Origin of the sequence: Streptomyces sp. ITFR-6 (assembly GCF_031844725.1) — a bacterium.
Taxonomy (GTDB): Bacteria; Actinomycetota; Actinomycetes; order Streptomycetales; family Streptomycetaceae; genus Streptomyces.
Genome location: NZ_CP134612.1, coordinates 5,953,809 through 5,966,740, shown reverse-complemented (window position 1 = coordinate 5,966,740; position 12,932 = coordinate 5,953,809). Strand labels below are relative to the sequence as shown.

The 12,932-nt window shown below is 70.4% G+C and carries 9 protein-coding genes, 3 tRNA genes and 1 pseudogene; 8 read left to right on the top strand and 5 right to left on the bottom strand.

Going from position 1 to position 12,932, the window contains the following annotated elements; genetic code table 11:
- Nucleotides 1–18: 18 nt before the first annotated feature.
- The 4 genes and pseudogenes from RLT59_RS27185 to RLT59_RS27170 all read left to right on the top strand — a co-directional run bounded on the left by RLT59_RS27185 (nucleotide 19) and on the right by RLT59_RS27170 (nucleotide 3,197).
- Nucleotides 19–813, top strand: a complete 795-nt coding sequence (locus RLT59_RS27185) for a dihydrodipicolinate synthase family protein (RefSeq protein WP_311305815.1) — start codon at nucleotides 19–21, stop codon at nucleotides 811–813.
- Nucleotides 810–1,685 (top strand): sugar kinase, encoded by an 876-nt coding sequence (locus RLT59_RS27180; RefSeq protein ID WP_311305814.1) that lies wholly within the window; start codon nucleotides 810–812, stop codon nucleotides 1,683–1,685. The genes RLT59_RS27185 and RLT59_RS27180 overlap by 4 nt, the downstream gene beginning before the upstream one ends.
- An 89-nt stretch (nucleotides 1,686–1,774) precedes the next feature.
- Nucleotides 1,775–2,397, top strand: a pseudogene (locus tag RLT59_RS27175) (bifunctional 4-hydroxy-2-oxoglutarate aldolase/2-dehydro-3-deoxy-phosphogluconate aldolase).
- A gap of 62 nt (nucleotides 2,398–2,459) precedes the next feature.
- The gene (locus tag RLT59_RS27170) at nucleotides 2,460–3,197 is read left to right on the top strand and encodes a FadR/GntR family transcriptional regulator (RefSeq protein WP_311305813.1); all 738 of its coding nucleotides are present in this window, start codon (nucleotides 2,460–2,462) and stop codon (nucleotides 3,195–3,197) included.
- Between the two features lie 80 nt (nucleotides 3,198–3,277).
- On the opposite strand, the gene RLT59_RS27165 is transcribed toward RLT59_RS27170, so the two are convergent.
- The 3 genes from RLT59_RS27165 to RLT59_RS27155 form a co-directional block, all read right to left on the bottom strand.
- Nucleotides 3,278–3,351: transfer RNA gene (locus RLT59_RS27165), tRNA-Ile, on the bottom strand.
- A 245-nt stretch (nucleotides 3,352–3,596) separates the two neighbouring features.
- A tRNA-Asn gene (locus RLT59_RS27160) sits at nucleotides 3,597–3,669 on the bottom strand.
- Between the two features lie 5 nt (nucleotides 3,670–3,674).
- Nucleotides 3,675–3,747: transfer RNA gene (locus RLT59_RS27155), tRNA-Asn, on the bottom strand.
- A 181-nt stretch (nucleotides 3,748–3,928) separates the two neighbouring features.
- On the opposite strand from RLT59_RS27155, the gene RLT59_RS27150 reads away from it, so the two are divergent.
- The 4 genes from RLT59_RS27150 (at nucleotide 3,929) to RLT59_RS27135 (ending at nucleotide 9,568) form a co-directional block, all read left to right on the top strand.
- Nucleotides 3,929–4,228, top strand: a complete 300-nt coding sequence (locus RLT59_RS27150) for a YtxH domain-containing protein (protein ID WP_311307876.1) — start codon at nucleotides 3,929–3,931, stop codon at nucleotides 4,226–4,228.
- Nucleotides 4,229–4,321: 93 nt separating this feature from the next.
- Nucleotides 4,322–5,767: an FGGY family carbohydrate kinase gene (locus tag RLT59_RS27145; protein ID WP_311305812.1), complete on the top strand. Its 1,446-nt coding sequence runs from the start codon at nucleotides 4,322–4,324 to the stop codon at nucleotides 5,765–5,767.
- A gap of 136 nt (nucleotides 5,768–5,903) precedes the next feature.
- Nucleotides 5,904–7,637, top strand: coding sequence for an ABC transporter ATP-binding protein (locus tag RLT59_RS27140; RefSeq protein ID WP_311305811.1), 1,734 nt, complete (start codon nucleotides 5,904–5,906; stop codon nucleotides 7,635–7,637).
- A complete protein-coding gene (locus tag RLT59_RS27135; RefSeq protein WP_311305810.1) occupies nucleotides 7,637–9,568 on the top strand; it encodes an ABC transporter ATP-binding protein in 1,932 nt (643 codons plus the stop codon). The genes RLT59_RS27140 and RLT59_RS27135 overlap by 1 nt, the downstream gene beginning before the upstream one ends.
- Before the next feature lie 49 nt (nucleotides 9,569–9,617).
- Here RLT59_RS27135 and RLT59_RS27130 read toward each other — a convergent pair whose 3' ends face one another.
- Together RLT59_RS27130 and dnaG are read right to left on the bottom strand one after the other, a co-directional pair.
- Complete coding sequence (locus RLT59_RS27130) at nucleotides 9,618–10,793, bottom strand: RNA polymerase sigma factor (protein ID WP_311307875.1); 1,176 nt, start codon at nucleotides 10,791–10,793, stop codon at nucleotides 9,618–9,620.
- A 109-nt stretch (nucleotides 10,794–10,902) separates the two neighbouring features.
- Complete coding sequence (gene dnaG, locus RLT59_RS27125; protein WP_311305809.1) at nucleotides 10,903–12,825, bottom strand: DNA primase; 1,923 nt, start codon at nucleotides 12,823–12,825, stop codon at nucleotides 10,903–10,905.
- Nucleotides 12,826–12,932 lie beyond the last annotated feature (107 nt).

Genomic DNA, 12,932 nt, shown 5'->3' with positions numbered 1-12,932 from the left:
TCAACCCCCGGCTCGCTGATGTTCCCGGGCTTCGCGAGCGAGTTCCACAAGCTCGAACCCGACGAGAGGGAGCTGCTCACCGGACTGCTCCTCGACCGGACCCGCCCCCGTCACGATGTCGCGTCCATCGTCTCCGTGCCCGACCACGCCACCCGCTCCGCGGTCCGCCAGGCGCTGCGGGCCGCCGAACTCGGGGCCGACGCCGTCAACCTGCTCCCGCCGCACTTCCTCACGCCCTCCAGGGACGCCGTCTCGGCCCATCTGCACGAGGTGCTCGCCGCCGTCGACCCGCTGCCCGTCGTGGTGCAGTACGCCCCGGCGCAGACCGGAACGGCGCTGGACGCACCCGCGCTGCACCGGCTGGCCGAAGACCACCCCAACCTGCGCTGGGTCAAGGTGGAGTCCGCCCCGCCGGGCCGGCTCATCGCGGCACTGGCCGCCGGGCCGCGTCCGCTGCCCTCACTGGTCGGCTACGCCGGTCTGCAACTCCCCGACGCCCTGCGGCGAGGAGCGGTCGGCGTGCAGCCGGGCTGCTCCTCCACCGAGCTGTACACCGGGATCTGGGAGCTGTGGGAGCGCGGTGACGAGGCCGGGGCCGTCGCCCTGCACACCCGGATGCTGCCCTACCTCTCGTACTGGATGCAGAACGTGGAGCTCATCATCGCCGTGGAGAAGGAGATCTCCGTACGCCGAGGCTGGTTCGCCTCCGCGCACTGCCGGGCGCCGGGTTACCGGCTGGACGGCGAGGAGCTCGGCATGATCGACCGCTTCTGCGCGGAGTTCGCGCCCCTGATACCGGAACTGGCCCGATGAGCGCCGAAGCCGTCGTCTGCGGCGAGGCCATGCTCCTCATGCTGGCCGAGCCCGGAGTGCCGCTGGAACACGCGCTCTCGTTCCGCCGCTCCATCGCGGGCGCCGAGAGCAATGTGGCCGCGGGCCTCGCCCGGCTCGGGCACTCCGTCCGCTGGCTCGGCCGCGTCGGCGACGATCCGGCGGGCCGGTCCGTGCTTGCCCAGCTCCGCGCCCAGGGCGTGGACACCGGGTACGCGGAGACGGACCCGCACGCCCCGACCGGGGTCCTCATCCGGGACAGCCACCCGGCGCGCGCGATCGACGTGCAGTATCTGCGTGCGGGTTCGGCCGCCTCCCGGCTGTCGGCGGAGCAGCTGGATCCCGGCATGTTCGAGGGGGCGCGCCTCGTCCACGTCACCGGGATCACCCCGATGCTGTCGGAGTCCGCGCGCCGCGCGACGTGGCGCCTGGCCGAACTGGCGCGGGAGGCCGGCGCGGTGCTCTCGTTCGATCCGAACATCCGCCACAAGCTCGGCCCGCCGGACCGCTGGCGCGAGATCGCCGGCCCGCTGCTGGCCCGTGCGGACGTGGTGCTGGCGGGCGAGGACGAGCTGGAGGTGCTCGGCGTTCCGGACCCGGCCGCCCTGCTGGGGTCGGGCCCCGGCACGCTCGTCGTGAAGCACCGCGACAAGTCCGCCACGTGCCTCACCCGCGAGGGCGGCGCGCACCACCGTCCCCCCTTCGACGTGCCGGTCACCGACCCCGTGGGCGCGGGGGACGCCTTCGCCGCGGGGTTCCTCTTTGGTCTGCTGCACGGCTTCGATCCCGGCCGTTGCCTCGACCGTGCCCTGGCCGCGTTCACCGGGCCGGACGCCGAGACCGTCATCCGCTGACGCCGCAGCACTCACGAAGCAGCACTCAGAAGCACAACTCAGAAGCACGACTCAGAGGCAGAACTCACAAGCAGGTGAGTACGAGCGCCATGTACCGCAACGCCACGTACCGCTGGGAGACCGTCCAGGCCGTCACCGCGCAGCGCGTGTTCGGCATCATCCGCACGACAGGTCCGGACGAGGCGGTCGCCGCTGCGGAGGCCGTGCTGAACGCCGTCGAGATAGCCCTCACCACCCCGCGCGCCCTCACCGCCCTCACCCGCCTCACCGAGACCCGGCAGGACGCCTGATCGGCGCGGGCACCGTCATCGACGCGACCGCGGCACGTGCGGCCGTGGAAGCGGGCGCCCGCTTCCTGGTGTCACCGAGCCTCCACCCGGAGGTGATCCGCACCGGCCACCGCTACGGGGTCCCGGTCTTTCCCGGCGTCACCACTCCGACCGAGATGGTGCACGCCCTGGAGGAAGGTGCCGACGCGCTGAAGCTCTTCCCCGCGTCGGCCTTCTCGCCCAGTTGGCTGCGCGACGTACGCGCGGCACTCCCCCAGGCCCCCGTGCTGCCCACCGGAGGTGTGACAATCGACAACGCGCCGGAATGGGTCGCCGCGGGCGCGGTGGCCTGCGGCATGGGATCGGCACTGACTTCGGGCGGCGCCCGCGCCGCGGGTGAACGGGTGAGCACCCTCCTGCGGACCCTCGCCGGGGCCCGTTGACGTCTCCGGACGGCGGAATCGGCGGGTGCCGGGCGTTTCGAGAACGAGCGACAGGGAGTGGCGTGGAACTTCACGGACTGCACGGCCAGGTGGTCAACCGGATCGGGGAGTCCCTCGCGGCGGAGGAGATCCGGGCGGGCGACGTGCTCCGCCTGGAGGACGTACAGGACCAGTACGGAGTCTCCCGCACCGTGGCCCGCGAGGCGGTCCGGGTCCTGGAGTCGAAACGCGTCGTCACCAGCCGCCCCCGCATCGGCATCACCGTGCGACCGATGACCGAGTGGAACCTCTACGACCCCCAGGTGATCCGCTGGCGGCTGGCCTCCCCGTTCCGCAGCGCCCAACTGCGCGAACTCACCGAGCTGCGAGCCGCGGTGGAACCCTCCGCCGCGGCCCTCGCGGCGGTGAGCGCCTCACCCGAAACCCGCGACGCGCTTGTCGCACTCGCACAGGCCATGGAGACGGTCGCCCGCGCGGACGACACCCCCGGCTTCATAGCGGCGGACCTGGCCTTCCACCGCGCCCTGCTGAACGCCTCGGGCAACGGCATGTTCGGCCAGCTCTCCGAGGTCACCGAAGAACTCCTCGTCGCCCGCCGCGACCTGCCCCTGATGCCCGACCACGTCGACACGGACGCGGTCCGCCGCCACATGGAGGTGGCCGAGGCCATCGCCGCCGGCCACCCGGAGGCCGCGTCACGCTGCGTCCGCGCGATCGTCGACTCCGCCCACCGCGAGGTCGAACAACTGCTGGAGGGCGGCACCCACTGCGCGCTCAGCAGCGGCCACGAGGCGCCGTAGCCGGGGGGCGCCGCCCTGGAGGGGTGCCCCCCGTGCTCACGTTCTCGCAGGTAGAAACGGTTCTCCTGGAGGAACTTCTGTGGGGCGGGTGGGACTCGAACCCACGGCCGACGGATTATGAGTCCGCTGCTCTAACCGGCTGAGCTACCGCCCCTTTTCGGCGTGGCGCGTACATGTGTACGCGCCGTCTGCCGCAGCATAGCCGGTCATACGATCTCTCGCTCCGGGTGCCCGGGTACTCGTGACCATGAAGACCGCGCTGCTCGCTGCCCGGTTCCGGGTGACGCGAAGTTGACGCGAAAGAGTCACGCCGGCCCCACGTGCACCACCGGTCCGGACCGCCGGGGGACCGGATTCGGGCACACGAAAAAGGACCCCGCAGGGCCCTCTTCCGTTCCGCTCCCCCGACTGGACTCGAACCAGTAACCCTCCGGTTAACAGCCGAATGCTCTGCCAATTGAGCTACAGGGGATCGCGCTCCCCCGACTGGACTCGAACCAGTAACCTGCCGGTTAACAGCCGGCTGCTCTGCCAATTGAGCTACAGGGGATTGCTGCGTTGCCTCGGACGGCACCTGCCTGGCGGATGCCGGGCGGCGGACGTTCGCTGCGACACATACATTAGCGCAAGCAGGGGGGTGCTTTGCCAATCGGTATCGGCCGGGGTGATCTCCGACGCCCGCGGGTAGGCGAGCAGCACACGTCGCACGGAGTGAAGGAAGGGTGGCAGCCATGCGGTACCGGATCACGTTCATCGCCGGAGTGGCCCTCGGTTACGTGCTGGGCACGCGCGCCGGGCGGGAGCGTTACGAGCAGCTGAAGAAGTCCGCACGCCAGTTCGCCCAGAACCCGGCCGTGCGCAACACCTGCGAATCGGCGGCCCAGAGCGGCCGTGAGTTCGCCGGTAAGGCGGCCCACGCGGTGGGCGAGAAGGTCGGCGACAAGGTGCCGGCCTCGGTGACGGACCGGGTGCGTTCGCTGCGCGGGCGCGGGGCGAACGGTGAGGACGACTGGGGTACGACCAACACCTGAGGCCGGCACCCGGGGCTGGCACCTGAGGCCTCGTCTCTCACATCTGCCGCACCGTCGTGCAGGAATGCTCCGGCGGTGCGGCAGAATCTGTGTATGGGCATAGTCGCCGGCTTGGACAGTTCTTCCGCCTTCACGCACATCGTGGTCTGCGATACGGACACGGGTGCCGTACTGCGCCAGGGGTACGCCGCACACCCCGTGGAGGCGAAGGCCACAGAGGTCGACCCGCAGGCGTGGCTGCTCTCACTCGGTGAGGCGGCCGGCGGCGGGCTGCTCGAAGGTGTGCAGGCCATCGGTGTGTCCGCGCAGCAGAACGGGCTCGTACCGCTGGACCACCAGGGCAATCTGGTACGTCCCGCGCTGCTCGGCAACGACAAGCGGGCGCAGGTCGCCGCGGCCGATCTGGTCGACGGGCTGGGCGGGCGGCAGGCCTGGGCCGAGGCGGTCGGGGCGGTGCCGCAGGCCGCGCAGCCGGTGTCGAAGCTGCGCTGGCTGGCGCGGACCGAGCCGGAGATGGCGCAGCGGGTCGCCGCCGTGCTCCAGCCGCACGACTGGCTGGTGTGGCAGCTGCTGGGTCGCCCGGCGCGGCGCACCACCGACCGGGGCGCGGCTTCCGGGACCGGTTACTGGTCGGCGGGCAGCGAGTCCTACCGGCCGGATCTGGTCGAGCTGGCCCTTGGCCGGCAGGCGGCGCTGCCCGAGGTGCTCGGGCCGTGCGATGCGGCCGGGACGACGCCGGAGGGGCTGCTGATCTCGGCGGGCACCGGCGAGACGATGGCGGCGGCGTTCGGGCTGGGGGTCGGGGTCGGTGACGCCGTGGTGTCACTGGGGGCCTCGGGCTCCGTGATGGCGGTGCACCACGAGGCGCTGGCCGATCCGACCGGGATGATCACCTCGTTCGCGGATGCCACCGGGATGCACCTGCCGGTGGTGCACACGTCCAACGCGGTACGCGCGCTGCGCGGGACCGCCGAGATGCTGGACGTGGAGGGGCTGGAGGAGCTGTCCGCGCTGGCGCTCAAGTCGACGCCGGGCGCCTCCGGGCTGGTGCTCCTGCCGTATCTGGAGGGGGAGCGGACTCCTCACCTGCCGCACACCGCGGGGACGCTGAGCGGGCTGCGGCGCGAGTCGATGAAGCCGGAGCACCTCGCGCGGGCCGCGTTCGAGGGGATGCTCTGCTCGCTGGCCGACGCGCTGAACGTGCTGCGCGACCGCGGGGTCGAGGTGCGGCGGGTGTTCCTGCTGGGCGCCGCGGCCGAGCTGCCGGCCGTGCGGGCGCTCGCGCCGATGCTGCTGGGGACGCAGGTGATCGTGCCGGAGCCGGCGCAGTACGCGGCGCTGGGTGCGGCCCGGCAGGCGGCCTGGGCGCTCGGGGTCTCGCAGGGGGCGCTCGATCCGCGCACTCCCCCGGTCTGGCAGGACGCGGCGGCGCAGGTGCTGGATCCCGGTGAGGAGCTGCCGGTCGGCCAGGCGGTGCGCCAGCAGTACGCGGCGACGCGGGACCAGATCCACCCCGGGGCGTTCGACGCCGCGCGCTGAGGGGACCGCCTCCACGGAGAAATTATGGACCGGGTCTGTTTTTTGACCTGGACTTGAATAAAAACGTTCGCGGTCGCGGTGCGCGGTGCCGGAAAATGGGTCGACTCCCGACCTACGCCGACTCCGAGAGACACGCGTGCTCATAAAACTCCTGCGGACCTATCTCGGTCCGTACAAGAAGCCGATCGCGCTGCTGGTCGTCTTCCAGCTGCTCCAGACCTCCGCCGCCCTCTATCTGCCCACCCTGAACGCCGACATCATTGACAACGGTGTCGTCGAGGGCGACACGGGCTACATCCTTCAGTACGGCGGCGCCATGCTCGTCGTCAGCATCGCCCAGGTGGTCTGCAACATCGGGGCCGTCTACATCGGCGCCCGTACCGCTTCCGCGCTCGGCCGCGATGTCCGGGCGTCGGTCTTCGACCGGGTGCAGTCGTTCTCCGCGCGTGAGCTCGGCCGGTTCGGCGCGCCGTCGCTGATCACCCGTACGACCAATGACGTCCAGCAGATCCAGATGCTGGTCCTGATGACGTTCACGCTGATGGTCTCGGCACCGATCATGTGCGTCGGCGGCATCATCATGGCGCTCGGCCAGGACGTCCCGCTGTCCGCGGTGCTCCTCGCGGTGGTGCCGGTCCTCGGAATCTCGGTGAGCCTGATCGTGAAGCGGATGCGTCCGCTGTTCCGGACGATGCAGGAGCGGCTCGACACGGTGAACCGGGTGCTGCGCGAGCAGATCACCGGCAACCGGGTCATCCGCGCCTTCGTCCGCGACGGCTACGAGGAGAAGCGTTTCCGGGGCGCCAACACCGAGCTGACCGATGTGGCGCTGTCCACGGGCCGGCTGATGGCACTGATGTTCCCGACCGTGATGACGGTCGTGAACGTGTCGTCGATCGCCGTCGTCTGGTTCGGTGCGCACCGGATCGACAGCGGCGGAATGCAGATCGGGGCGCTGACCGCGTTCCTCTCGTATCTGATGCAGATCGTCATGTCGGTGATGATGGCCACCTTCATGTTCATGATGGTGCCGCGCGCCGAGGTGTGCGCCGAGCGCATCCAGGAGGTCCTGGAGACCGATTCCAGCGTGGTGCCGCCGGTCGATCCGGTGACCGAACTGCGCGCCCACGGGCATCTGGAGATCCGGGGCGCCGACTTCCGCTACCCCGGTGCCGAGGCGTCGGTGCTGCGCTCTGTGGATCTGGTGGCCCGGCCCGGCGAGACGACCGCGATCATCGGGTCCACGGGCAGCGGCAAGTCCACGCTGCTCGGACTCGTACCCCGGCTGTTCGATGTGACGGACGGCCAGGTGCTGGTCGACGGGACGGACGTACGGACGCTGGCTCCGGCACTGCTGGCGAAGACCGTGAGCCTGGTCCCACAGAAGCCGTACCTGTTCTCCGGAACGGTCGCGACCAACCTGCGGTACGGGAACCCGGACGCGACCGACGAGGAGCTGTGGCACGCGCTGGAGGTCGCCCAGGCCAAGGAGTTCGTCGAGGGTCTGGAACACGGTCTGGACGCGCCGATCGCGCAGGGCGGCACCAATGTCTCCGGCGGGCAGCGGCAGCGCCTCTCGATCGCCCGGACGCTGGTCCAGCAGCCGGAGATCTACCTCTTCGACGACTCGTTCTCCGCGCTGGACTACACCACGGACGCCGCGCTGCGCGCGGCGCTGCTGCGGGAGACCGCGGCCGCGACCGTGGTGATCGTCGCGCAGCGGGTGTCCACCATCCGCGACGCCGACCGGATCCTGGTGATGGACGAGGGCCGGGTGGTCGGCTCCGGCAGCCACCACGAGCTGATGGAAGGCAATGAAACATACCGGGAGATCGTTCTCTCCCAGCTGACGGAAGCGGAGGCCGCGTAATGGCTGGGCCTGGCGGACGCATGATGGCGGGCGGGGCGCCGACCGAGCGGTCCATGGACTTCAAGGGCTCCACGAAGCGGCTGCTGAAGCGCTTCGCCAAGGAGCGGACCACGCTGTACGTGATGCTGGTGGCCGGCGCCCTGAGCGTGGCGCTCTCGGTGGTCGGCCCGAAGATCCTCGGCAAGGCCACCGACCTGGTGTTCGCCGGGGTCATCGGCCGGCAGATGCCGGAGGGGACGAGCAAGGAACAGGCCCTCGCGGGCCTGCACAAGACCAACAGCGGCCTGGCCGACATGCTCTCCAAGGTGGACTTCACCCCCGGCAAGGGCATGGACTTCGACGCGATCGGCCATGTGCTGCTGGCCGCGCTGATCACGTACGTCGGTGCCGGGCTGCTGATGCTGGTGTCGACGCGGCTGTCGATCCGGGTGATCAACCGGGTCGTGTTCCAGCTGCGCGAGGACATCCAGACGAAGCTGTCGCGGCTCCCGCTGTCGTACTTCGACCGCGCCAAGCGCGGTGAGGTGCTCAGCCGGGCGACGAACGACATCGACAACATCTCGCAGACGATGCAGCAGACGATGGGCCAGCTCATCAACTCGGTGCTGACCATCATCGGCGTCCTGATCATGATGTTCTGGATCTCGCCGCTGCTGGCGCTCGTCGCGCTGGTGACGGTGCCGCTGTCGGTGTTCGTGGCGACCAAGGTGGGCAAGCGCTCGCAGCCGCAGTTCGTCCAGCAGTGGAAGGTCACGGGCAAGCTCAACGCCCACATCGAGGAGATGTATACCGGCCACAACCTGGTGAAGGTCTTCGGCCGGCAGGAGGAGTCCGCGCGGGACTTCGCCGAGCAGAACGAGGCGCTGTACGAGGCCGGGTTCAAGGCGCAGTTCAACAGCGGGATCATGCAGCCGCTGATGATGTTCGTGTCGAACCTGAACTACGTGCTGATCGCCGTCATCGGCGGGCTGCGGGTGGCCTCCGGCGCGCTGTCGATCGGTGACGTACAGGCCTTCATCCAGTACTCCCGGCAGTTCTCCATGCCGCTGACCCAGGTCGCCTCGATGGCGAACCTGGTCCAGTCCGGGGTGGCGTCGGCCGAGCGGATCTTCGAGCTGCTGGACGCCGAGGAGCAGGACGCCGACCCGGCGAAGGGCGAGGGCGCGCACCCCGGGATCCTGCATGGCAACGTCTCGCTGGAGAACGTCTCGTTCCGCTACGACGCGGAGAAGCCGCTCATCGAGGACCTGTCGCTGAGTGTCGAGCCGGGTCACACGGTCGCGATCGTCGGCCCGACCGGTGCGGGCAAGACGACACTGGTCAACCTGCTGATGCGGTTCTACGAGGTGACGGGCGGCCGGATCGCCCTGGACGGGGTGGACATCGCGACGATGTCCCGCGCCGACCTTCGGTCCGGAATCGGCATGGTCCTCCAGGACACCTGGCTGTTCGGCGGGACCATCGCGGAGAACATCGCGTACGGCGCCTCGGGCGAGGTCGGCCGGGAGCAGATCGAGGAGGCGGCGCGGGCGGCCCACGCCGACCGCTTCATCCGCACCCTGCCGGACGGCTACGACACGGTGATCGACGACGAGGGCACCGGCGTCAGCGCGGGTGAGAAGCAGCTGATCACCATCGCGCGGGCGTTCCTGTCCGACCCGGTGATACTCGTGCTGGACGAGGCGACCAGCTCCGTCGACACCCGTACAGAGGTGCTGATCCAGAAGGCGATGGCGCAGCTCGCGCACGGCCGTACGAGCTTCGTGATCGCGCACCGGCTCTCCACCATCCGGGACGCCGACGTGATCCTGGTGATGGAGAACGGCTCGATCGTCGAGCAGGGCACGCACGACGAGCTGCTGGCGGCGGAAGGCGCGTACGCGCGGCTGTACGCGGCCCAGTTCGCGCAGGCGGTCGCCGAGGTCGACTAGTCGGCCGAGCCGCTCTGCGGCTGCCCCGGCCCGTACGCGCGTGTGCGCGTCAGTCGAGGTAGCCGCGGAGCTGGTCGGCGAAGGCGTGGTCCCGGAGCTTGTTGAGGGTCTTGGACTCGATCTGGCGGATGCGTTCGCGGGTCACGCCGAAGATCCGGCCGATCTCCTCAAGCGTGCGGGGCCGGCCGTCGGCCAGCCCGTACCGCAGCTGGACCACCTTCCGCTCGCGCTCGTTGAGCGTGGAGAGCACCACTTCCAGGTGTTCGCGCAGCAGCAGGAACGCGGCGGACTCGACGGGGGACGCGGCGTCGCCGTCCTCGATCAGATCGCCCAGCGAGACGTCGTCCTCCTCCCCGACCGGGGCATGCAGGGAGACAGGCTCCTGCGCCAGCCGCAGCGCCTCGCCCACCCGCTCCGGGGTCAGGTCGAGCTGGGCGGCGACCTCCTCGTGCGTCGGTTCGTAGCCCCGTTCCTGGAGCATCCGGCGCTGGACCCGTACGACGCGGTTGATCAGTTCGACGACATGGACCGGGACCCTTATGGTCCGCGCCTGGTCGGCCAGCGCGCGGGACATGGCCTGCCGGATCCACCAGGTCGCGTACGTCGAGAACTTGTAGCCTCGGGCGTAGTCGAACTTCTCGACGGCCCGGATCAGTCCGAGGTTTCCCTCCTGGACCAGGTCGAGCATGGTCAGTCCGCGCCCGACGAAGCGCTTGGCCACGGAGACGACCAGGCGCAGGTTGGCCTCTATGAGGCGGCGTTTGGCCATCCGCCCCATGACGACGAGACGGTCCAGGTCAACGGCGAGGCGGGTGTCGGGGTCCGGGGTGCGGGCGAGGCGCTCCTCCGCGAACAGCCCGGCCTCGACGCTGCGGGCGAGCTCCACCTCGTCGGCGGCGGTGAGCAGCGGGATGCGGCCGATCTCGCGCAGGTACTGGCGGAACAGGTCGGAGGACGGCCCTCCCGGGTCCGGCCGGCCGCGCGGCGGCGGGGGCTCGGGCAGCTCCGCCGACTCCTCCATGACCGCCTCGGACGGCTCGGACGGCGGCGGGTCCGCCGCGGCCTCCGGATGACGTACGGCCCGGTGCTGCGCGGGGACAGCCGCGACATGCTCGGTCTTGCTCACGGTCCGGGTCTGCACGGGGGCGACCTCCAGGTGATCGCTGCCGGACCGCGGGGATGTAGGACCACCGGTCGGTGGGCCGGTCGCGCTCCGATGACTCAGGCACCGCCACCCAGTGTGGGGTACGACACACAGCTGCCACGAGGGGCGTGCGGGGACTTTCTGAGACCGGGCGGTTACCGAGGGGTTACCCGGGACGACCGCGGCGCGGTCAGAGCGCGTCGGCTCCGTTGTTTCGCAGGGACTGGGCGTACTGCTGGAGGACCCAGACCTCGTTCTGCGCGGCGGCCAGGTGGTCCGGGGCGACATTGCTGCCGAGCCGGGCCAGGCTGCCCTGGACGTCGTCGATCCGGCGGTCGACGGCCCGCAGCCGGACCTTGACCAGGTGTTCGCCCGCGTAGGCCTCGTCGATGGACTTGCCGTGGAAGACCTCGACCGCCAGCTCGGTGACCAGCTTGCGCACCGATTCGTTGGGCGTCGCGTCGAGCACCTGGACGAGGTACTCGCGGGTCTCGGGGACGCCGAGCTCGGCGCCGCCCGCCTCCGCGATGCACTGGCGGACCGCGGCGTACGGCGGGGCGGTGAACTCGTCCACCCCGTAGGCGTCGAAGGCCGGGGAGACCAGGGCGGGCTTCTGCAGGGCGAGCTTGAGCAGCTCGCGCTCGGTGCGGTGGGCCGGGCTGCGGAGGTTGAGCGCGGGGCCGGAGGGTCCGGAGGGGCCCGAGGGGCCGGCGGGGGGCTGGGGCTGCTGGTGCTGCGCTCGGGAGGAGGGGCGCGCGGGTCCGCGCTGGTCGCCGCCCCGGCTCCGGGCCCACTGGGCGAGCTGGTTGACCCGGTGCACGACGTACTCCTGGTCCAGGATGCCGACGAAGCCGGCCAGCTGGACGGCGACCTCGCGCTGCACGCTGCCCGTCTTGATCTTGGCGACGACGGGGGCGGCCTCGTCGAGCGCGGCAGCGCGGCCGGCCGGGGTCTCCAGGTCGTAGCGGCCGACGATCTGGCGGAGCGCGAACTCGAAGAGCGGAGTGCGGGGTTCCACCAGATCGCGGACGGCCTCGTCACCCTTGGCGAGGCGCAGATCGCAGGGGTCCATGTTGTCCGGGGCGATCGCGATGTACGTCTCGGCGGCGAACTTCTGGTCGTCCTCGAAAGCGCGCAGGGCGGCCTTCTGGCCTGCCGCGTCCCCGTCGAAGGTGAAGATCACCCGGGCGCTGCCGTTGTCCATCAGGAGGCGGCGCAGGATCTTGATGTGGTCGCCGCCGAACGCGGTGCCGCAGGTGGCGATGGCGGTGGTGATCCCGGCGAGGTGGCAGGCCATCACGTCGGTGTAGCCCTCGACGACGACGGCCCGGCTGGCCTTCGCGATGTCCTTCTTGGCCAGGTCGATGCCGTACAGCACCTGTGACTTCTTGTAGATCGCGGTCTCTGGGGTGTTGAGGTACTTCGGGCCGTTGTCGTCGTCGCGCAGTTTGCGGGCGCCGAAGCCGACGATGTCCCCGGCGGTGTCGCTGATCGGCCACATCAGCCGACCCCGGAAGCGGTCGATGGGGCCGCGCCTGCCGTCCTGGGAGATGCCGGAGGCGATCAGCTCCTTGTCGCTGAAGCCCTTACCGCGCAGGTAGCGGGTGAGGTGGTCCCAGCCGGCCGGGCTGTAGCCGACGCCGAAGTGGGCGGCGGCGGCCTGGTCGAAGCCGCGCTCCGCGAGGAACCTGCGGCCGATCTCCGCCTCGGGGCCGTCGAGCTGCTCGACGTAGAACTGGGCGGCCGCCTTGTGCGCCTCGACCAGCCTGATCCGCTCGCCGCGCTGGTGGGAGGGGTTGTACCCGCCCTCCTCGTACCGCAGGGTGATGCCGGCCTTGGCGGCGAGCCGCTCGACCACCTCGGCGAAGGTCAGGTGGTCGATCTTCTGCACGAAGGCGATCGTGTCGCCGCCCTCCTGGCAGCCGAAGCAGTGGAAGAGACCCTTGCTCGGACTGACCTGGAAGGAGGGCGACTTCTCGTCGTGGAAGGGGCACAGGCCCTTGAGGTTTCCCCCGCCCGCGTTCCGCAGCTGGAGGTACTCGGAAACGACGGCGTCGATCGGGACCGCGTCCCGTACCGCCTTCACGTCGTCGTCATTGATCCTGCCTGCCACGAGTGAAGTCTACGGGTGAGCTACGACAGCCCCGCGCCCCGGAGCGTTCGCTCCGGTCCGGGGCGCGGGGTATTACGCCATTTTTCTGCGGGGACTCCCCTGCACGA

Coding starts and splice junctions, on each gene's coding strand:
- RLT59_RS27135 (WP_311305810.1), top strand. CDS start 7,637: ATGGCTGGGCCTGGCGGACGCATGATGGCGGGCGGGGCGCCGACCGAG.
- RLT59_RS27185 (WP_311305815.1), top strand. CDS start 19: ATGTTCCCGGGCTTCGCGAGCGAGTTCCACAAGCTCGAACCCGACGAG.
- RLT59_RS27180 (WP_311305814.1), top strand. CDS start 810: ATGAGCGCCGAAGCCGTCGTCTGCGGCGAGGCCATGCTCCTCATGCTG.
- RLT59_RS27145 (WP_311305812.1), top strand. CDS start 4,322: ATGGGCATAGTCGCCGGCTTGGACAGTTCTTCCGCCTTCACGCACATC.
- RLT59_RS27150 (WP_311307876.1), top strand. CDS start 3,929: ATGCGGTACCGGATCACGTTCATCGCCGGAGTGGCCCTCGGTTACGTG.